General features: G+C 45.1%; 18 protein-coding genes. 4 read left to right on the forward strand and 14 right to left on the reverse strand.

The genetic code is table 11. The annotated features are described in order from the left end of the window. Positions 1 to 242: 242 nt before the first annotated feature. On the reverse strand, positions 243 to 893 hold the full coding sequence (locus ACF8EG_RS21920; RefSeq protein WP_025572982.1) for an HAD family phosphatase: 651 nt from the start codon (positions 891 to 893) through the stop codon (positions 243 to 245). A gap of 476 nt (positions 894 to 1,369) precedes the next feature. On the opposite strand from ACF8EG_RS21920, the gene ACF8EG_RS21925 reads away from it, so the two are divergent. After that, on the forward strand, positions 1,370 to 1,993 hold the full coding sequence (locus ACF8EG_RS21925; protein WP_069505726.1) for a hypothetical protein: 624 nt from the start codon (positions 1,370 to 1,372) through the stop codon (positions 1,991 to 1,993). Between the two features lie 80 nt (positions 1,994 to 2,073). On the opposite strand, the gene manA is transcribed toward ACF8EG_RS21925, so the two are convergent. Then, positions 2,074 to 3,291, reverse strand: coding sequence for a mannose-6-phosphate isomerase, class I (gene manA, locus ACF8EG_RS21930; RefSeq protein ID WP_392412383.1), 1,218 nt, complete (start codon positions 3,289 to 3,291; stop codon positions 2,074 to 2,076). A 91-nt stretch (positions 3,292 to 3,382) separates the two neighbouring features. Then, entirely contained in the window at positions 3,383 to 5,290 is a 1,908-nt protein-coding gene (locus tag ACF8EG_RS21935) for a fructose-specific PTS transporter subunit EIIC (protein WP_029828801.1), read from the reverse strand. Positions 5,291 to 5,676: 386 nt separating this feature from the next. Between ACF8EG_RS21935 and ACF8EG_RS21940 the strand changes: the two genes are divergently transcribed. After that, the gene (locus ACF8EG_RS21940) at positions 5,677 to 6,519 is read left to right on the forward strand and encodes a helix-turn-helix transcriptional regulator (protein ID WP_005463044.1); all 843 of its coding nucleotides are present in this window, start codon (positions 5,677 to 5,679) and stop codon (positions 6,517 to 6,519) included. A 34-nt stretch (positions 6,520 to 6,553) separates the two neighbouring features. Here ACF8EG_RS21940 and ACF8EG_RS21945 read toward each other — a convergent pair whose 3' ends face one another. Further along, entirely contained in the window at positions 6,554 to 7,330 is a 777-nt protein-coding gene (locus ACF8EG_RS21945) for a PTS sugar transporter subunit IIA (protein WP_020838128.1), read from the reverse strand. Between the two features lie 8 nt (positions 7,331 to 7,338). Then, positions 7,339 to 7,641, reverse strand: a complete 303-nt coding sequence (locus ACF8EG_RS21950) for a PTS fructose transporter subunit IIB (RefSeq protein ID WP_029828804.1) — start codon at positions 7,639 to 7,641, stop codon at positions 7,339 to 7,341. Between the two features lie 267 nt (positions 7,642 to 7,908). On the opposite strand from ACF8EG_RS21950, the gene ACF8EG_RS21955 reads away from it, so the two are divergent. Further along, a complete protein-coding gene (locus tag ACF8EG_RS21955; RefSeq protein ID WP_069505731.1) occupies positions 7,909 to 9,780 on the forward strand; it encodes a fructose-specific PTS transporter subunit EIIC in 1,872 nt (623 codons plus the stop codon). 179 nt (positions 9,781 to 9,959) lie between these two features. Then, positions 9,960 to 10,838, forward strand: coding sequence for an NAD(P)-dependent oxidoreductase (locus ACF8EG_RS21960; RefSeq protein WP_029828809.1), 879 nt, complete (start codon positions 9,960 to 9,962; stop codon positions 10,836 to 10,838). 125 nt (positions 10,839 to 10,963) lie between these two features. Here ACF8EG_RS21960 and ACF8EG_RS21965 read toward each other — a convergent pair whose 3' ends face one another. From ACF8EG_RS21965 to ACF8EG_RS22005, 9 genes are all read right to left on the reverse strand, one after another. Further along, on the reverse strand, positions 10,964 to 12,403 hold the full coding sequence (locus tag ACF8EG_RS21965) for a catalase (RefSeq protein ID WP_015313530.1): 1,440 nt from the start codon (positions 12,401 to 12,403) through the stop codon (positions 10,964 to 10,966). A 334-nt stretch (positions 12,404 to 12,737) separates the two neighbouring features. Beyond that, positions 12,738 to 13,355 carry a glutathione S-transferase family protein gene (locus ACF8EG_RS21970; protein ID WP_069505733.1) on the reverse strand — a complete coding sequence of 206 codons (618 nt, stop codon included), beginning with the start codon at positions 13,353 to 13,355 and terminating at the stop codon, positions 12,738 to 12,740. 27 nt (positions 13,356 to 13,382) lie between these two features. Continuing rightward, positions 13,383 to 14,417, reverse strand: coding sequence for an NADP-dependent oxidoreductase (locus tag ACF8EG_RS21975; RefSeq protein ID WP_069505735.1), 1,035 nt, complete (start codon positions 14,415 to 14,417; stop codon positions 13,383 to 13,385). A gap of 147 nt (positions 14,418 to 14,564) precedes the next feature. Continuing rightward, the gene (locus ACF8EG_RS21980) at positions 14,565 to 15,164 is read right to left on the reverse strand and encodes a TetR/AcrR family transcriptional regulator (RefSeq protein ID WP_005463060.1); all 600 of its coding nucleotides are present in this window, start codon (positions 15,162 to 15,164) and stop codon (positions 14,565 to 14,567) included. 47 nt (positions 15,165 to 15,211) lie between these two features. Beyond that, positions 15,212 to 15,535 carry a N(4)-acetylcytidine aminohydrolase gene (yqfB, locus tag ACF8EG_RS21985; RefSeq protein WP_005478088.1) on the reverse strand — a complete coding sequence of 108 codons (324 nt, stop codon included), beginning with the start codon at positions 15,533 to 15,535 and terminating at the stop codon, positions 15,212 to 15,214. 95 nt (positions 15,536 to 15,630) lie between these two features. After that, entirely contained in the window at positions 15,631 to 16,032 is a 402-nt protein-coding gene (locus ACF8EG_RS21990) for a VanZ family protein (RefSeq protein WP_020841396.1), read from the reverse strand. A gap of 2 nt (positions 16,033 to 16,034) precedes the next feature. After that, a complete protein-coding gene (locus ACF8EG_RS21995) occupies positions 16,035 to 17,342 on the reverse strand; it encodes an oligosaccharide flippase family protein (protein ID WP_031817019.1) in 1,308 nt (435 codons plus the stop codon). Between the two features lie 9 nt (positions 17,343 to 17,351). Further along, positions 17,352 to 18,383: a glycosyltransferase gene (locus ACF8EG_RS22000; RefSeq protein ID WP_069505737.1), complete on the reverse strand. Its 1,032-nt coding sequence runs from the start codon at positions 18,381 to 18,383 to the stop codon at positions 17,352 to 17,354. Then, positions 18,380 to 19,213: a putative capsular polysaccharide synthesis family protein gene (locus tag ACF8EG_RS22005; protein ID WP_069505739.1), complete on the reverse strand. Its 834-nt coding sequence runs from the start codon at positions 19,211 to 19,213 to the stop codon at positions 18,380 to 18,382. The genes ACF8EG_RS22000 and ACF8EG_RS22005 overlap by 4 nt, the downstream gene beginning before the upstream one ends. Positions 19,214 to 19,223 lie beyond the last annotated feature (10 nt).

The raw sequence follows: 19,223 nt of genomic DNA on the forward strand, positions 1-19,223 counted from the left end.
GTTTTGACCCGAAAAACGTGCTTCAAACGGTATATTGACGATTTGTTGCAAACTTGTACTGGTTCGTTCCACTGATTGATCACTGAACTACCTGATTTTCTTTCGTGGCGTGAACTGGCTCAATTCTCAATTCGTGTAGGTTGAGGGAGTCGATTCAATTAAGAGGGGGAATATGAGATGGGTAAGAAACTAAGAGAAAGCCCAACGTCGACGTTGAGCTTTGGAACGAATTCAGATGAGGGTTAGCGAGTCTGTTTAAGCTCGGCTAATACTTCGTGCAGTGAAGGCACGATAGAGTGACCAAATTGTTTCACCTCATCGCAAGGTTCAACCAAGTCCGGAATTTGATAAGTGATCATGTTTGCCGCTACAGCGGCGCGAACACCGTTATTGGAATCTTCAAAGGCCAAACATTGGCTTGGCTCTACATCCAGACGGTTCGCTGCCAGCAAATAGATTTCTGGATCGGGTTTGCCGTGGCTCACTTCGCAGCCTGTCGTTAAGTTATCGAAGTATTTGCTCAACCCTGCTAATTCCAGTTTGATTTTTGCCACTTCTTTCGCAGTAGATGTCGCGACCGCGATAGGTAAACCTTGTGCTTTCAACCACTCCAGCAACTCAACAACGCCATCTTTTACAGGGATAGCTTGGTGTTTGACAACTGCGTTGTAACGAGTGCGCCATTCAAGATGCAGGCGGTCTAAATTCTCGCCGTAGGCTTTGCGGAAAATCGTCTCAATTCCTGCCGCATTGCGGCCAATGATCGATAGGTAAACATCTTCATAAAACGGAAGGTTTTGTACTTCACATGCTTCTTGGAAAATACGCATACAGACGCGTTCAGTATCAAGAAGTAAACCATCCATATCAAAAATAGCAGCTTGGTATTTCATTACATTACAGGCTTGTTGAGTGAGGGAACACATTCTGGCATAAGCCGACGTAATTTTCTCGGAAATTTACTTTTCTGTTTGTCGCAGTTGTATAAATCGGATGCGGTCTTATTCGATAGGGTGACTTTATGGCACTAAAACAAAAGTGGTGGCAGTGCAGCGCATATCATTCTAATTAATCAATATTATTTTTATTGGTTTTATTTATGCTTTCGTAGTTAATTAATTATAAATATTAATTGTTTAAATGTTTTGGATTATTCCCTTAGAGTTTTAATAAAAACTATCTCTAATTAAAGCGTGAAACTTGTCGTAATTCATTACTTGGTTTTTAGGTTATTGAGTTGAATGGTTTTTTTATCACTACAATAGTGTTGTTTAAGATATGAATGTCTCGATAACTATTCCTTCAAGCTTAAAAAGTACAGAGCGTTTTAATGAAGTCCGAAGTGAGTGGTTTGTATTGGAGTTTAAGGATGAAGTTTAAAATCGGTTTAATATCCGCAGCTATTTTGTTATCTGGGTGCGCGACTCAAAAAATGGCTTTCCCGACACAAAACCAATTAACCATTACAGGCAATACGCTGGTGTACGACGGCATGATTACCGGAGATGCCGTGCTTGAAGCCATAAGAATGGTGAATGATAGTGACCAGAAAGTGACAACATTACGCATTACCAGTAGTGGTGGTGATATTGGCGTCGGGATCGAGTTTGGTCACTTCATAAAAAACAACGATATGGATGTGATCGTCAGCCAATTGTGTTTTTCTGCTTGCGCGAATCAGAGTGACGAGATGTGGGATCAATCGGTTCCTTCGCAATACGAAAAGCAGTTTTATCGCTATCTTACTCGTTTACGAATTAAAGAAGCGGAGTTCTACAATAAAGTAGGAGTGGATCCAAATATTACCGTTTATGGGCATACGAGAACGAATACATGCCAACGTTCAACGCTCGCGAATGGTTGGTATTACACTGAATCTGATATGCGGCACATGGGAATTAAGAACCTGACTGTGCAAGGTGAATTACTGAACACTTTGAACTACAACAACAGCGAGATTAATTCTTGTTTGATGCCGCAAATATTTAATTAATTATCACCGCCACAAAAATCGCTCGAGTGAAAAAGAATACGCCTCGCTTAAATTGCGAGGCGTTTTTGTTTCAATTTGAATCAACTGTAAGCCCGTGCAACGCGACCTTCGCAATTCAAGGTGTATTGTTTGGCGTAAGCTGGGATGAAAACAGATTGGCCTTTATCTACTGCACACGTTTCACCATTTGCGTGTGTAATCACGAGCGGGGAATCTAGCGGCAACAGGATTTCTGCGGTTCTTACATCAAGTGTTCGTTGGTTGGCCTGCTTTACAATCGCGAATTTGAAATCGTCGACGGGAATTGGGTATTCCAACATGTCGTTGTTTTCGATTGGTGCAAGCAGTAGGGTATCGAATGGCTTTTCTTCGAAGCGTGTGCATGCAACGAGTTCTTTTACGTCCATATACTTCGGTGTTAAACCTGCGCGTAGCACATTGTCTGAGTTCGCCATGATCTCAAGCCCCGTCCCTTTCAAGTACGCGTGTGGCGTTTCTGCATCCAAGAACATCGCTTCGCCTGGTTTCAGCGTGATAACGTTGAGTAGCAAGGGTGCAAACAAACCAATGTCGCCCGGGTATTGCGTTTCTAACTCCAAGATCAGATTGAACAGAGGAAAGTCGGTGATGCGAGCTTGTGCCAATAGCACCGTCAACGCCATCTCTTTCTGTTCGCCTTCCAGTGACAATAGACCGGAGAAGAAGCTCGCCAATCCTTTGGAAGTTTGATTGTCGATAAGGTCATCCACCAAGCCTTGCAGCTCAGGAATCGCCAGCTCAGAGAAGAAGCTGATGATTTCACTTGTTGGGCGGAAGCCATTCATCGCTTGGTATTCGGTTAGCGCGTAAACCAATTCTGGTTTGTGGTTTGGATCTTTGTAGTTACGGTTTGCAGCGGTTAGGGGAATGCCTTGTGTTTCTTCCAGTGCAAAACCCAGTTCTGCTTGTTGCTTGTTTGGGTGCACCTGAATCGACAGCGCTTTCTCAGCGGCAAGCATTTTAAACAGGTACGGAAGTTCACCAAAACGGTTTGCGACTTCTTCACTCAGAAAAGCATTCATGTCTTGAGCAATCAGTGAAGAGAGTTTGGTCTCCTCGCCGTTTACCATCACCACTGAGCAACCGTTTGGATGCGCGCCCATCCACACTTCTGCTTGTGGTTCGCCCGTTGGGTTTTCAATGCCAAACAGTTGGTTAACAGAAGTAGTACTGCCCCAAGCGTAGTTTTGGATCACGTTGTTCATCAGGAAAAACGTCGGATGCGCAGCTTGAGTTTGAATCGTTTGTGTATCGGACATCGTTAAATCAGACATAGAGTGTCACCATGAGAGAAAATCATGGCTTGGGCGACATTGCCCAAGCCATAGGAGCTATTTGGGGGAGGGGGGATTAAGCGGCTGCTTGCATCATTTTTGCTTTACGTACTTTCTTCAACGTTACACACGTTACTGCGGTAACCGTTGCGCCAGCTGCCATACAAATCAGAGCAAGGACTGGATGGTTCATCGCGCCAAGTAGAGCGACAACTGGACCGCCGTGAGCAACGCTGTTGGTGATGCCGAATGAGAACGCCATTACTGCCGCCACCATTGAGCCAAGTACGTTTGCAGGAATCACTGACATTGGATCTTGCGCCGCGAATGGAATAGCACCCTCAGAGATACCAACCAGACCCATTGCACCTGCTGCTTTACCTGCTTCGGTTTCTGATTCTTCGAACAGGTCGAACTTACGACCAAGCGCCGTTGCCAGTGCCATGCCTAGAGGAGCAACAGGGATTGCACACGCCATCGCACCCATAAATTGAGTTTGACCGCTCGCAATCATGCCCACAGAGAATAGGAATGCGACCTTGTTGAATGGACCACCCATATCGAAGCCAGCCATACCACCAAGTACGATACCCAGTAGAACGACGTTACCTGTGCTCATGCTAGTGAGTAGCGCAGTCAGACCGTCCATTAGGCTTGCGATTGGCGCGCCGATAACGAAGATGAATAGACCAGCGATGAATAGCGAACCTGTGATTGGTGCGATCATGATTGGCACCAAAGGTTGGATGAATTTGTGGTAGTTAATCGACGTAATCCACTTCACGAAGTAACCCACAAGCAGACCTGCGATGATGGCACCGATAAAGCCTGTACCTGCGTCTGCGCCGTAGAAAGAACCGTTGTTTGCAATCCAACCACCGATCAAGCCAGGAGCAAGAGCAGGACGGTCAGCAATCGCGTAAGCAATGTAACCGGCAAGGATTGGGATCATCAGCGTAAAGGCAACCACACCGACGTTGAGGATTTGGTTCCACATGCTGCCTTCAGGAATCGCCATGCCCGCTTCACTTGGCTGACCGCCTACAGCAAGAGCAAGGGCAATCAACAGACCACCGGTTACGACGAATGGGATCATGTGTGATACGCCATTCATCAAGTAGCGATATAAGTCAGAACGAGCTTGAGAAGCTTTGTCGGCAACCGATGCTTGCGTATTGCCATTGGACTCAGCTTGGTACGTCGGTGCGTTTAACGCTTCATTAATCAGTCCTTGAGCATCGCGGATTGGGGCTTTTACGTTGGTTTTAACCACGCGTTTGCCCGCGAAGCGGTTCATGTCAACTTGCTTGTCACATGCCACGATGATGGCATCTGCACGCTCGATTTCTTCTGCGGTTGGGCTGTTTTTCACACCGATTGAACCGTTCGTTTCAACCTTGATTTCGTAACCCATTGCCGCAGCACCTTTCTCTAGCGCTTCTGCTGCTAGGTAGGTGTGAGCAACGCCCGCAGGACAACCGGTAACACCAATGATGAAACCTTGGTTTGCTGGAGCATCTGTCACTGGTTGCGGTTCTTCTTTAGCGAGAAGGAGTGCCAGTGCGTCTTGGCTGTTTGCTGCGCCCAAGAACGCATCGATGAAACCATCTTCAATCAATTTTGAAGACAGCTCTGCAAGTACTTCGATGTGGTGGTTATCGCCACCGTCTGGAGAGGCGATCATGAAGAACAGCTTTGAAGGTAAACCGTCTTCCGCGCCGTACTCGATACCTGATTTGCTTACGCCGATCACAACCGCCGGTTCAATCACAGCGGCGCTTTTCGCGTGTGGAATTGCCACGCCATCTTCAAATCCGGTATTTCCTAATTCTTCACGTGCTTTTATATCTGAAAGAAATTGTGTTTGGTCAGAAATACGACCTTGGGCATGAAGAACGGCAACCAGTTCTTTAAATACGTCTTCTTTTGAAGATGCTTTAAGATCAAGCTTAATTAAGTCTTCATTTATTAGTTTGGTGATCATTGTCGAACCCCTATAAATATAATTTTTATTTCAGGGGTATTTTTAAATTACTGAGAAAAAGACTGTAGTGAAGAAAAAATGCATTTACTGGAGGATTGTAACCGACTAACTATAGTGTGATTTAGATCGTTCACTGGACAAATCTAGCTGCATATCTGTGACATGATGGATAAGAAGCTAAACGATAAGTGAAATGTGGCTTTGCTCCCATTTAAAAAAGGGATTGAGTGTTGTTGATAGAGTTTTTGTTACTGGAAAATTGATGCGTTAACTGGATTTTTGTAACATTAAAATGGAAGTGTGATTTTGCTCAATAGCACAAAAATCCAGTCCGGTGTATATCTATAGTAAATAGCATCATTGATGCATATATAGAGTGTGAGACAATGATTTTTCATGATTTAATTTCAGCGGTATTAAATGAAAGAGAGCCATTTCATAATATTTGGTTTGCAGGAGATTTTCATACGCCGCCTGAATTTAGCTATCAAGTTAATTTCCCTCGCCTAGAGTTAGTTCTGGATGGGGAATATATTAATGAAATGGAAAGTCATGATCGAAAAGTAACGCACATCGTTGCTAAAAAAGGCGACGCGATATTTATTCCTCCTAACTGTTGGAATAAACCAGACTGGGATACCGATTGCTCAGTGTTAAGTATTTTGTTTGGGCGTCGACAACTTGGGTTAAGTTTGGTGAGCAAACGCAAAGGTGAGGCAAACTTTTACGATATTCAAAAGCATAGCATCCAAACACGCTCAGGATTTGCGATAGATAACATCTTAGAAGCGTTGAGCTCACTGGCTCGTGAGAATACTAAAAAACCAATGGATGAGCTTTTACTGCAAGCATTACTGCAATACGCGAAGACGATGTTGGATGCTCCAGTCGAGCAGCAGTCACATAGCCGTGTACAAGATCTCTATCAAGGGATTTGTATCTACATTCAAGAGAACTTCCATCGCCCAATCACACGTGACAGCATTGCGTCGAGATTCAGTATTTCCTCGAACCATTTGTCGCGCTTGTTCCGTCAGCAGGGGCACATGACTTTGGCTGACTACATTACTTGGGTACGTGTGGATCGCGCGAAGTTTATGCTCAAGAAATACAACTTCAAACTCAATGACGTGTCAGTGCGCTGTGGATTTAAAGACGTGAACTATTTCTGCCGAGTATTTAAGAGCCGTACAGGCAGAACGCCGACGGAATATCGTGGTTCGATTTAAGCCTTCAGTCAGAGTGCGTAAATCATAGAGAAGTTTAGGCAAGCAGCCTCGACATGGCGTACATCAGCAGCGCTTGTAAGTCGACGCTACTTTTTGTTAGTAGTAGGCGTTCCGCCATTTGATCGGTAAGCAGATTTCGTGTGAGGTTAGTGGCCGCAATGATCTGTTCTCGGGTCGGCTTTTCTGGCATCACCAGTGCTATAGCCAGATGAACATCACCCATCTTTGAAGCCCAATCCATCGATTTTTCATTTGCAATAACGGCAATAGAAATATGGTCAACACCTGAAAACATCACATGCGGTAGAGCGATCCCCGGAGTCACGCAAGTTGATGAACGTTCTTCGCGTTTAATAAAAGCAAGAATCAGTTCGTCGGGATGAATGGGGTGGATCAGCTGAGCTAATCCTTTAAGGCATTCAAACTTGGTGAGCTCGGTATGTGCTTTGGCGTAGTGCCATTTGATTTCACAAGGTGGGCAAATTTGCGGTAAACGCTCGGCCAGTTGGCTAGAAAACTCATAGTTGATATGAGATCCCACCACCGTAAAGTGTTCAGCAATCATGTCTTTGATGACGAAGCAGGCCAGCTCTGCGTCAATGCCAATCGCTGTGATTTGACACAAATCTCCTTGTTGTAGACCTGCTTGCAAAATCGCCACGGACTTGGTGAGTTCCGCAACACGATTTTGCGTTACATTAATGATATGTAAGGTACTTTTGAACTTCTTTGCCACTCGATTGAGTGGCTGAGCAAGGTGCGCACTGGCATTTGCATTATCGACGAAAAAGGTGATTTGGTATTCGTTCATCTGCAAATTTAGTAGCGGCAGTGGACGAGGAATACTTTGTCGACGTTTAGCAAAACCTCTTCAATGGGGATTTGAATTTTGCGCGTCCCTTCGAATCGGCCAGGTTGTTCTATCTCAATATCCGACACAATCAAAACCCGATCCGCTTGAGCGATATCGTGAGGAGTGAGCTGATTTTCTATCCCCATCGCACCTTGCGTTTCTACTTTAATTTGCACGTTATGTTTTGGCGCAGCTTTCATTAGTGCATCTGCCGCCATGTAAGTATGAGCGATGCCTGTAGGGCATGCTGTCACCGCTACGATTTTCATGTTCTATCCATTTTATTTTTTGTGGATATTAACACAGCCACCGCAGATTGAATTGATTTGAGCTGGATTAACGCAAGAGCTCTATCACAGTTTGAATCTCATGTTACATTAATCCAGTTAATGCACTTTTAGTCCTATATATCAAAGAGTAGGCACTGGTTAATCTATGCCCAAATAAAATGAGTAGGAACGCATACGAGCCAGGGGATCCTGTATCTCAAACTCACTTGGGTATATATTCGAGCGTGAATATTGGAAGGTAAAACAATGGACATCACAAACCTAATTGAGCTGGAAACGATATGTTTAGATCTAAAAGCTCAAACCAAAGATGAAGCGCTCAAAGAGCTGGTCGAGATGCTAGAGGCCGCCGGCAAGCTCAATAGTCAAAGCCAGTTCTTGGCAGATATCTGGAAACGAGAAGAGATCGGTAACACAGGATTTGATGATGGTATTGCGATCCCTCATGCCAAAAGTGATGCTGTAGCGAAACCGGCTGTCGCGGTCGGGATCAGCCGCAGTGGGATTGATTATGGCGCCGAAGATGGCGAGCTGTCCGATGTGTTTTTCATGCTGGCGTCTCCAGATGGTGATGATCATCATCACATTGAAGTATTGGCACAAATTTCCACCAAAATTATCGAAGACGGCTTTGTTGAAAAGCTCAAACAGGCTCAATCGCGAGAAGAAGCGCTTGAGATGCTGACTGATATTCAAACCCAATCCAATGAATTTCTCCCAACTTCTTTAGAATTTGCATCAGAACCCTTGAGCCCTTGGGCGCAAAAACTTGGTCGCATTAAAGAGCACTTGCTGTTTGGCACATCCCACATGATCCCGTTTATCGTTGCGGGAGGTGTGTTGTTGTCGTTGTCGGTGATGATCTCTGGTCACGGTGGTGTACCACAAGAAGGCATTTTGGCCGATATTGCCCAAATGGGGATTGCTGGCCTGACATTGTTTACTGCTGTTCTTGGCGGTTACATTGCTTATTCCATTGCCGACAAGCCGGGCCTTGCACCGGGTATGATAGGGTCTTGGATTGCGGTCAGTCATTACAATACGGGTTTTTTAGGTGCAATTGTGGTCGGCTTTTTTGCTGGCTTTGTCGTTTGGCTATTAAAGAAAATTCAGCTACCAGACAGCATGAGTTCGCTTGGCTCGATTTTTATTTATCCGCTAGTCGGTACGTTTGTTACTTGTGGCGCGGTGATGTGGGTGATAGGTGCTCCGATTGCCAGCGCAATGACCACCATGAACGAAGTGCTGACGGGCATGGCGGGCTCAGGCAAAGTAATGCTCGGAACTGTGCTTGGGGCAATGACCGCGTTTGATATGGGCGGCCCAATCAACAAAGTGGCGACGTTGTTTGCTCAAACCCAAGTGAACACGCAACCATGGTTGATGGGCGGGGTCGGTATTGCGATTTGTACGCCGCCATTGGGTATGGCACTAGCCACGTTTTTGGCGCCGAGTAAATTCAAGCGAGATGAACGCGAAGCGGGGAAAGCCGCAGGTATTATGGGGATGATCGGCATCAGCGAAGGTGCGATTCCTTTTGCCGCTGGCGACCCTGCACGAGTGTTACCCGCTATTGTGGCGGGTGGCATTGTCGGTAACGTGATTGGCTTTATGTTCCACGTAATGAACCATGCACCGTGGGGCGGTTGGATTGTTCTCCCTGTTGTGGATGGAAAAATTGGTTACATCATCGGCACGATTGCGGGCTCAGTTACCACGGCATTGATCGTGATTGCACTAAAGAAAACCGTCACCGAAGATGAGAGTTACAAAGATCATTCTCAAGTATATGGTTCTGTTCAAGGCGAAGGTGAGGCGGATGTTTTGGCGGTTACATCTTGCCCATCAGGAGTGGCACATACGTTCTTAGCGGCGAAGTCATTGGAAAAAGCGGCTTGTGCACTCGGCATTAAGATTAAAGTCGAAACCCAAGGGGCGAATGGCGTCATCAACCGAATTACCGAGAAAGACATCGAGAAAGCGAAGTTTGTGATCTTTGCTCATGATGTCGCGATCAAAGAACCGGAACGTTTTCGAAAAATAAAAGTGTTGGATGTGACGACCAAGGATGCCATGTTGAACGCTACGGCTTTGTTGCAAGCACGTAGAGTGTCTTAGCATTTTACTTCTGAGAAATTTTTCCTTAATAACCCTGCTGACTGCTTCGGTTTTTACTCCAACATCGTGCTCCGATTTTATTTGTGCCGCGAGTGAAGGATAAATTACGAGTAATGTTTTCAATTCTTTAGTAGCATGTTACAAAACATTTCAGTCAGGTGAACTAAGGGAAGCGTGCAATGGAAAAACAACGAGTAGCATTTATTGGTTTGGGTGTCATGGGCTACCCAATGGCGGGCTATTTGAGCAAAGCGGGGTATGAAACCAAAGTATACAACCGCACCAAAGCCAAAGCTGATAAATGGGCTGCAGAATACAATGGCGTTGCGTGCGAGACACCGCGAGAAGCGGCTGAAGGTTGCGATATCGTATTTACTTGTGTTGGTAATGATAACGACGTACGTAGCGTTGTGTATGGTGAAGAAGGCTTGTTAGTTGGTCTCAAAGCGGGCGCGGTTTTGGTTGATCACACAACAACCTCGGCAGAACTTGCTGTGGAACTGGCGGATGCGTGTAAAAAAGTGGGCAATCACTTTATCGATGCGCCAGTCTCGGGCGGTCAAGCGGGCGCAGAAAATGGCGTGTTGACCATCATGTGCGGTGGTGAACCGAGTGTATTTGACCATGTTGCGCCTGTGATGGATGTGTACGCGAAACAAATCACTCTACTGGGCGAAAATGGTCAGGGACAGCGTTGTAAAATGGTAAACCAAATCTGTATTGGTGGTATTTTGCAGGGCTTGAGTGAAGCACTTTTGCTTGCGAAAAAATCGGGCTTAGACATTGAACAGGTTGTCGAGACGCTGAAACACGGCGCTGCTGGTTCATGGCAAATGGAAAACCGTGCCACGACCATGGCGCAAGACAAGTTTGATTTTGGCTTCGCGATTGATTGGATGCGCAAAGACCTTGGCTTTTGTTTGGAAGAAGCTGAGCGTGTTGGGCTTGAGCTTCCATTGACTAAGATGGTCGACGAGCAGTACGCAGGCCTTCAACGTGAAGGGCTTGGTCGTATGGATACGTCAGTACTGATTAAGGCTGTAGCCAAAAATCAGTAGTAGATGAAGAACTCTTTGGTATCGAAGAGTTTGAAAAAGTCTAAATTGATCATATCGAATTTCTCTTAACTGGGAGGCGCAACGTGCGCCTCCCTTTTTATTTACTGTGGAATATTTACTGTGGGTTATTTCGCTAAACCTAACGCCAGTTCTAAGCCTTTGCCGTAGGCTTCGTCCGCTTGGTAAGCGTGGTTTACGTGACGTTCTTTAATGAAGTCTGGCACACCATCCATCGCTCGTGCGGTATTATCAAACAGCGCTTGGCGTTGCTCTTCGTTCATTAGTCGGAACAGGTCACCTGCTTGGCTAAAGTAATCCTCATCAACACGATGGTCGTAATGGTCAGCATGGCCGCTAATTCGCAATGGTGGCTCTGAATAATCAGGCTGCTCTGCCCACTCTTGTTTGTAGTTTGGCTCGTAACCCAGTGTTGAACCGAAGTTACCGTCAACTCGCATTGCGCCGTCACGATGGTAGCTGTGTACCGGACAACGAGGGGCGTTGACTGGAATTTGGTGATGGTTTACACCTAGGCGGTAACGCTGTGCATCTCCGTATGCAAACAAACGGCCTTGCAGCATTTTGTCTGGCGAGAAACCAATTCCAGGAACGATAGCTGCCGGGTTAAACGCGGATTGCTCAACTTCTGCATAGAAGTTTTCTGGGTTACGGTTCAGCTCAAACTCACCTACAGGGATAAGTGGATAATCTTTTTGAGACCATACTCTTGTTAGGTCGAATGGGTTGAAGTTAACTTCGTCGGCTTCTAATTCTGGCATGATCTGTACGTACATTTTCCATTTCGGGAAATCCTGACGCTCAATCGACTCATACAAATCGCGGTGATGGCTTTCACGATCTCTGCCCGCCAGCAGTTGTGCTTCCTCATCGCTGATGTTCTTAATACCTTGCTGAGTTTTGAAGTGGAACTTCACCCAGTAGCGTTCATTTTCAGCGTTGATAAAGCTGAATGTATGGCTACCGAAGCCGTGCATGTGACGGTAAGACGCTGGAATACCGCGGTCACTCATGACGATGGTTACTTGATGGAACGCTTCTGGCAGCGATGTCCAAAAATCCCAGTTGTTCGTCGAGCTGCGCATGTTGGTGCGTGGATCGCGTTTCACCGCGTGGTTGAGGTCAGGGAACTTCAACGGGTCACGTAAGAAGAAGACGGGCGTGTTGTTGCCGACTAAATCCCAGTTGCCTTCTTCGGTGTAAAACTTTAGGGCAAAACCACGGATGTCTCGTTCTGCATCCGCAGCGCCGCGCTCACCCGCAACGGTCGTAAAGCGAGCAAATAGCTCGGTCTTTTTACCAACCTCAGAGAAAATTTTTGCACGAGTGTATTTTGTAATGTCGTGAGTCACGGTGAATGTGCCGTACGCACCAGAACCTTTTGCGTGCATACGACGCTCAGGGATCACTTCACGATCAAAGTGCGCTAGCTTTTCTAGAAACCAGACATCTTGTAGGAGTTGAGGGCCACGTGGGCCTGCTGTCATCACGTTTTGGTTATGAGCAACTGGGCAACCTGCTGCAGTCGTTAGCTTTTTGTTTGTCATTCTTATTTCCCTCCAGGGATTCATCAAAACCTTAGAATCTGAAAGGAAGATTATTACGGAAAGTCATGAGGTTAAAGCTGATAATGCTTATCAATTCAATAGGTGGTGACTATGGCCGAAAAGTCACAGAAATCAGAATTGGACTACATTTTAGTTGTTGATTTATCTTAGGATTTATTAGCAACAATCAAGAATAATTGGTAGGGTTAGAAGAGGTATGAAGGATTGAATTTATAAATGAATACTTGCGCTCTATTTCGATAAAAAACGTCCCTTTGATGCGATTGAGACAACGTTATTTGTCTTCAATCCAAGCCTCAAAGGGACGATTAAATTAAGCGTAGTTCACTTCAATTTGTTCGGCTTTCTCGAAAGCATGGTGCGTCGCAAGTTGTTTACCGTAACGAACCATATTCGGGAATTGTTCTGCTAGGCCAAACATCTGTACTAACTCAACGATGAAAGACATCATGATGTCTGCACCCGTCAATCGCTCTTCTACGAGGTAGGTTTTTCCTTCCAACGCTTGTTCGAAGTAGCTCAATACATTCATTGCTTCTTTGTCGGCGTATGCAGGCAAAAATTGCATCGAGTTCGGCTCTTTACTGATGAATATTTTCAATAGCATCGGCAAAATAGCGGAGCTTTCTGCAAAGTGCATCCATTGTAAATATTCAGTATGCGCTTTTGTACCACGTTTAGGGGCAAGCGCTCCGTCACTGTACTTTTCAATTAAGTATTCAGTCATGGCTCCTGATTCAATAATAAACTCACCATCATCTTCAAGGAGTGGCGACTTACCAAGTGGATGAACGCTCTTTAGTTCTGGCGGTGCCATGAAAGTCACTTTGTCACGAACGTAAGGCACGATTTCGTAATCCACGTTGAGCTCTTCAAGTAACCAGATAATACGCTTAGAGCGTGACTGATTCAGATGATGAAGTTTTATCATTTATTATCCCTTCCTTATTGCGGGTTGTTATAGTGGGTCGTTGATTTTTACAACAAGCTTGCCAAAGTTCTTGCCTTCTAGCAGACCAATAAATGCCTCTGGCGCATTGTCTAGACCTTCTACTAGATGTTCGCGGTATTGGATCTTTCCTTCAGCCAACCATTGATTGATATCTTGAGCGAACTCACCGTAACGGTGACCGTAGTCATCAAAAATGATAAAGCCTTGCACCTTGATTCTTTTCGTCAGTAGTTTACCCATTAGCAGTGGTAGATGGTCTGTGCCTTCAGGTAATTCTGTTGCGTTGTATTGAGAAATCAATCCACACAAAGGGATACGTGCACTGGTATTGAGAAGTGGCATGACAGCTTCGAATACTTTGCCGCCTACGTTTTCAAAGTAAACATCGATGCCGTTGTAGCATGCATCTTTCAATTGTTGTTCGAAATCATCTGCTTTGTGATCGATACACTCATCAAAGCCTAAAACCTCTTTTGCGTAGCGACATTTTTCTTCGCCACCGGCGATACCAATTACGCGGCAGCCTTTGATTTTACCGATTTGACCAACTGTCGCGCCGACAGGTCCCGTTGCCGCAGCAACTACAATGGTTTCACCTGGTTTTGGCTGGCCAATATCCAACAAACCCATGTATGCGGTAAAGCCAGGCATGCCTGCAACACCCAGAGCGTATGATGGGTTTTGTGGCTCTTTGCCTAATTTAATCACCATCTCTCCGGTAGAAATTGCGTAGTCTTGCCAACCCACGGTGTACGCAAGTACCCATTCACCCGCTTCATAGTCCGGGTGGTTGGATGCTTCTACCTGACAAACGGTGCCGCCAATCATCACATCGTCTAGCGCTACTGGTTCTGCATAAGATTCTGCATCGCTCATGCGACCTCGCATGTATGGGTCTAGCGAGAGGTAAACCGTTCTCAGCAGCATTTCTCCTGCCTGTGGAACAGGTTTTGCTACTTCTTCTAGGCGAAAGTTTTCAGTTGTAGGAGCACCATGTGGGCGTGATGCTAGGACGATTCTACGATTGGTTGCGTTAGTCATGTTTATCTCACTTATAGATTAGACCGGTCGTCTAGTGTTCGTTCCAAAATATCCCGCTCTTAGAGCGGGAAGATTTAGTGTGTTCCAAAAGGTTAATCGCCCAAATGAAACACGTGTAGGGTATTCATCTTACTTTAACGTTACTTGTTATGGGCAAGTACGCGTGTTTTGCAGTAGATGTTGAGTATAGGTCAGGCTTTGCGTGAGCGCTTCCTGATCTTGATACAGTTTGTTCAGTAAGCTTGCGCCATTCCAAAGATAATAGATCTGTCTGGCCAACAATGCGCTATCACCGTTTGGGATAGAACCATCTTGAATACCGACATCAATACACTCAGCCATAGCTTGAATGGTCTTATCAGCGCCTCGACGCAGTGCGATACGCATAGGCTCCGATAAATCTGACACTTCGGCGCTTAGCTTCACTAACAAACATTTGTTTGCATTACAGACATCATCTTCTACTTTTACCATTTCTTCAAAGTAGCTCATTAAGCGTTGGTAGCCATTGAGCTCGGTATTAGTGAAGCGGGCAGTCAATTGTTCAAAGTACTTGTTGAAGTAATCTTGAATCATTGCCTCACCAAACTGTTCTTTAGATTTGAAGTAATGATAAAACGAGCCTTTTGGCACTTCGGCCGTTTTTAGTAGCTCTGAAAGTCCAACACTCGTAAACCCTCGGGTAACAATCAATTCGTACCCGACGTCGAGAATGTGTTGGCGTGTGTCATTTGTTTTTGCATTCATGGGCGGTACTATAAGATGAATTAGACCAGTCGTCTAGTTTTTGTGGTCTACTTTTTGATCAATTCGTATTCGATAACAAACAGCTTATCGATATTCGGATAGATTTCTCGAATCAACTGTTTGAGTTTTGGTAACTCGATGGCTTCTTGTTCTGCGTGAAACTCGTTGATTTCATCAAAGTTTAATGGCTCAACAGACAAGATTTTGATATCACAAACCTTACGGTCAGTTTCCAAAGTGAATACTTCTACTTCTGTGTTCGGTACATAGTGACTTTCTGATTCGTCACGAATAGTGATGGTCTTTTGGCCAGAAGTGATCAATGGCGTGAGAAATTCGAAAAAGGTAATTTTTGTTGGATGAGATGACATGAGGCTCTCTTTTCTCCGGGTTATTTGGCAAGATTATATACCCAAATAACCCAAAGGTGTTTGCCTAACAACAGGTGCGTCACCTGCCGGAGAGTCTACGCACGAGAGCGAGATGTTCGAAAGAGGGTAATCGCTTTGGCACCAAAGTACCCCAGGATCATACCAATCCAGTTGGTACTCAAATCGTCAAAGCTGAATGAACGGCTTTCAATAAACAACTGGCTAAATTCTTCCGCCGAGATGATCAGCAGTAAGCAAAACAGCAGTCGAATCCCGAACGCGTCTATTTTGGTTGCGTGGGTAAAGCGAGGGAAGGTAAACACAGCGAGAAAACCAATCAACATGCTAAACGTAAAATGCAGCGTGCTTGAGCCTCCAACATAGTTTTCTATATTCAGATAAACGGCATGATTTAGCTCTGAACTCTTCCACAAAGAAAGGCCGATTGTCAGTAGAGATATAGAAATAAAACCTAAACGTGCGATCGTCGAAGTCATCGTTACCCCACAGGAAAGAAGCCCAAATAGCGTTTTACAAAATAGAGCGCGGCAAGGTTTTGGATCGCCATGCCGATCGCCATTGCCCATGCAGCCCCCAGAACGCCGTAGCTTTGGCTAAGAAAAACCAAAAGAGCGATGGAAATAGTGCCTGAACAAATCGTGATGTATTTCATCGTTCTCTCATGGCCACTCATTAGCAATAAAAATCCTACCGAACCAGTGGCGATATTGACCATCTGCCCTAAAGAAAGGACAACTAACAGCGGAGCTGCCGCAAGAAATTCATCACCAAAAAGCTGCATGACGAATTCAGGAAATAGGGTGCAAACTAAGACAGGAAGTAAAGCTGCGCCAATGTTTGCACGACAAGCCCATCGACTTAAATTTCGCAGTTTATCCAGCTTTCCTTCTTTAAAAAGAGAGGCGAACATTGGGGCAACAACGAAGTTAATGGTAATCAGTACAAAGCCAATCAGTAGCGATGTTCGTTGCGCTGCTGCTAATAACCCTAGCTCCGTGGTAGAAATGAAAAAACCAGCAATAACAATGCTTCCCCATTGGAGGATATTGGTGAAAATGCTGCCAATCCACACTTGCTTCGCCGAGGAGATCAGTTCGATATTTGTTGTCGGGGTCGGCTTTTGATATTGACCAGAGCTAAACCATTTAGTCGTTGAAGCAATACTGACGATCAGACTCGCCAGCAGCAATGCCGCTATTAGGCTGTTGATGTTTTGTGAGTGCAGTGTGCTCAGGCCAATAATGAACAAAACCATGAGCACACTGACGCCGAGTTGAAGCGCGAATAGGGATGGCACCACCATTTTACTTGCTTGTAAAACACGGCTGTTGGTTTGTCCTAATACGAGGAAAGGTACGCACATCAGCGCGAGCGTAATCGCCACTGTTGGACTGTTGGTTTGATTCAGTTGATTTGGAAAAAGGTAAAAGCCGACAAATAGAGTAACGGCAGCCATGAAACAAAATGTGATACTGCGAGTTAAAGCCGTCCAATAGTTGTCACTTTGCTGTTGAATATCTCCGTTGCTAAACGCGATAGCGTTGAATCGGACTAAAGCAACGTCAAAGCCTCGCTGAGAAATAATGGCTGTGAGTGATACGAGATTGAATAAGAAGAAAAACTGACCTGAAGTGGATGCATCGGTTGTGCGCGACACGATGAGCGTAAGCAAAAAGGCAAATAATGCACTGAAAACTCGCGTGATTGCCGTTTTCATGCCGAGTGACAGCAAGTTCTTTTTGCCACTCGGCATAAGTAGCAGTTTTTGTTGAATGGCTTGAAACATTCTATTTCTCTAACTGTAAATGTTGTTTAGAGCGAGGCGTTGTTTTTCTTCACTGAACGTCTCATTCAACTCGGTGGTGTATTGGCGAAAATCAATGTCATCATAGTGATTGATGCAATGTGTCATTTGCTTTGCCATGTCTTCCGGTGTTTGCGCCAAAAAAGGATAGTTGAGATCTTTTGTGGCACCAATGGAACGAATCACCATAGGGAGGTGCAGCTTCGCGGCTTCTAGAATCGTTAAAGGCATACCTTCCCATGCGGCGGTATGTAAATAGAGATCGGAGGCCTGCAGTTTCTTAACCACTTCATCGCGAGGAAGCATACCCGTTACTTGTACGTCTTCGGTTCTTAACGCTTGCTCTAGCTCTCTGTCTCCTCCTCCAATCCAAGTAATGTCTAATTGGCGATTGAGTGCAAATCGATTCAAGCAACGGAGTGTGTTAAGTAAAAATTGAGGGTCTTTCTGTGGTGCGACACGCCCTAAAACAACAATGTTCAATGCAGCTTGATGGTCTCGGCCGACACGCGTCGCACTTTGATAAGAAACATAGTTGTTCAGCAGTTCCGCTCGTTTTGCTCCAATGCTAATGGCTAAATCACATTCGCGCTGACTGCAGCCTGCCACCACGTCAATTTTGTTGAGCATCACCTTTTCTAAAGCTTTGTATAGTTGGCGAGCGAAGCCTGAAATATCTTCTCGTTCAAACGCATAGCAGTGCGGGGTATACACCAAGCGGGCGCGGTTGAGTTTCAAAAATCGACCCAAAAAACCGGCTTTGCTAGAGTGCAAGTGCACAATATCGGGTTTTATGTCATTGATGGTTTGATTGGCGTCTCGCACAAACTGCAGAAGCCCACCTTCCACCCATTTCGTTTGAGCAAAAACATCGTGATTGCTGTCCTTGGTCAAATCATTGTGACGCGCTCTAGCAAGCAAAAAGTGTTCATACGGTTCATGTCGAGATGAATGTACATAGCTGTACAGTGCGGTTTGAACACCGCCACCAAAGGCTTCGGTAATATGAAGTACTTTTTTCATGCTGACTTTGTCCCTGGAGTTTTTAACCACTTGGTTTTGAAAGCTTCTCGTTCTTGCTGCGAGTAAATATGGCGATAAAGCGGTAAGTCATACATGTAAAACAACTTAGAAAAATCGTAATGCTGTTTAAAGTATTGGTGGATGTTGGAATACCATTTGTTCTTTGCTTCATTGCTGTTTTTCAGAACAAAGTTGTCGACATTTAGGAAGTCTCCAATCTCTTTGTCAAGGGAACTCAGTTGCTCGCACTTAATCAGAATGACGCTGGCTTTGTCATTGTTGAACGTGAAAAATGGTTGAGTGTTATCGATCTCTTGGCGCATGACATCGATGCTGAAGTTACGTTTTAGCTCGTTATCGAACCAATCTGCGAAGTAGTTCAGGTTGATGTAGTTATCAAAGCAATGCTCTAGATGCTTGTAGGTCACTTCCATGTCGCGGTGGATGGCATCGTTCTTTTTGCCTTCGATAAATTGCAGATGCAGATCTTGGAAAAAACGGGAGAAAACCGTCGCAATCGGGTCACGGATTAATGTAACGATCTTGATTTGCTCGCGCTTTTGCAAAATGCGCTTGCGTTGATTCAGAACCAAGCGGTAGATCGCGCGATTTTTAAAATCGAAGAATTTACTCACATCCTTTTTGTTGTGGTACATGTGAAATTCTTCATGATCGTCAAACGTGTGGATGTGATAGCTCGGAATATTACGCGCTTCCAAAGTATGCTCGATAGACGATGAGCCCACTTTCCCCATTTGATACACCAAGATGAAGTTATCAGCCCGAAGTTCTCGGTTCTTTTCAAATTGTCGAGCGATAGAGTATTTCATTGATCAAATC

The organism is Vibrio sp. YQ_11, from assembly GCF_043103065.1.
GTDB lineage: Bacteria > Pseudomonadota > Gammaproteobacteria > Enterobacterales > Vibrionaceae > Vibrio > Vibrio parahaemolyticus.

Bases quoted from the DNA above. Each gene is read 5' to 3' on its own strand.
- ACF8EG_RS21935 (WP_029828801.1), bottom strand. From the start codon at position 5,290: ATGATCACCAAACTAATAAATGAAGACTTAATTAAGCTTGATCTTAAA.
- manA (WP_392412383.1), bottom strand. From the start codon at position 3,291: ATGTCCGATACACAAACGATTCAAACTCAAGCTGCGCATCCGACGTTT.
- ACF8EG_RS21990 (WP_020841396.1), bottom strand. From the start codon at position 16,032: ATGACTTCGACGATCGCACGTTTAGGTTTTATTTCTATATCTCTACTG.
- ACF8EG_RS21980 (WP_005463060.1), bottom strand. From the start codon at position 15,164: ATGAATGCAAAAACAAATGACACACGCCAACACATTCTCGACGTCGGG.
- ACF8EG_RS21955 (WP_069505731.1), top strand. From the start codon at position 7,909: ATGGACATCACAAACCTAATTGAGCTGGAAACGATATGTTTAGATCTA.
- ACF8EG_RS22005 (WP_069505739.1), bottom strand. From the start codon at position 19,213: ATGAAATACTCTATCGCTCGACAATTTGAAAAGAACCGAGAACTTCGG.
- ACF8EG_RS21950 (WP_029828804.1), bottom strand. From the start codon at position 7,641: ATGAAAATCGTAGCGGTGACAGCATGCCCTACAGGCATCGCTCATACT.
- ACF8EG_RS22000 (WP_069505737.1), bottom strand. From the start codon at position 18,383: ATGAAAAAAGTACTTCATATTACCGAAGCCTTTGGTGGCGGTGTTCAA.
- ACF8EG_RS21970 (WP_069505733.1), bottom strand. From the start codon at position 13,355: ATGATAAAACTTCATCATCTGAATCAGTCACGCTCTAAGCGTATTATC.
- ACF8EG_RS21965 (WP_015313530.1), bottom strand. From the start codon at position 12,403: ATGACAAACAAAAAGCTAACGACTGCAGCAGGTTGCCCAGTTGCTCAT.
- ACF8EG_RS21925 (WP_069505726.1), top strand. From the start codon at position 1,370: ATGAAGTTTAAAATCGGTTTAATATCCGCAGCTATTTTGTTATCTGGG.
- ACF8EG_RS21960 (WP_029828809.1), top strand. From the start codon at position 9,960: ATGGAAAAACAACGAGTAGCATTTATTGGTTTGGGTGTCATGGGCTAC.
- ACF8EG_RS21940 (WP_005463044.1), top strand. From the start codon at position 5,677: ATGATTTTTCATGATTTAATTTCAGCGGTATTAAATGAAAGAGAGCCA.
- ACF8EG_RS21945 (WP_020838128.1), bottom strand. From the start codon at position 7,330: ATGAACGAATACCAAATCACCTTTTTCGTCGATAATGCAAATGCCAGT.
- ACF8EG_RS21920 (WP_025572982.1), bottom strand. From the start codon at position 893: ATGAAATACCAAGCTGCTATTTTTGATATGGATGGTTTACTTCTTGAT.
- yqfB (WP_005478088.1), bottom strand. From the start codon at position 15,535: ATGTCATCTCATCCAACAAAAATTACCTTTTTCGAATTTCTCACGCCA.
- ACF8EG_RS21995 (WP_031817019.1), bottom strand. From the start codon at position 17,342: ATGTTTCAAGCCATTCAACAAAAACTGCTACTTATGCCGAGTGGCAAA.
- ACF8EG_RS21975 (WP_069505735.1), bottom strand. From the start codon at position 14,417: ATGACTAACGCAACCAATCGTAGAATCGTCCTAGCATCACGCCCACAT.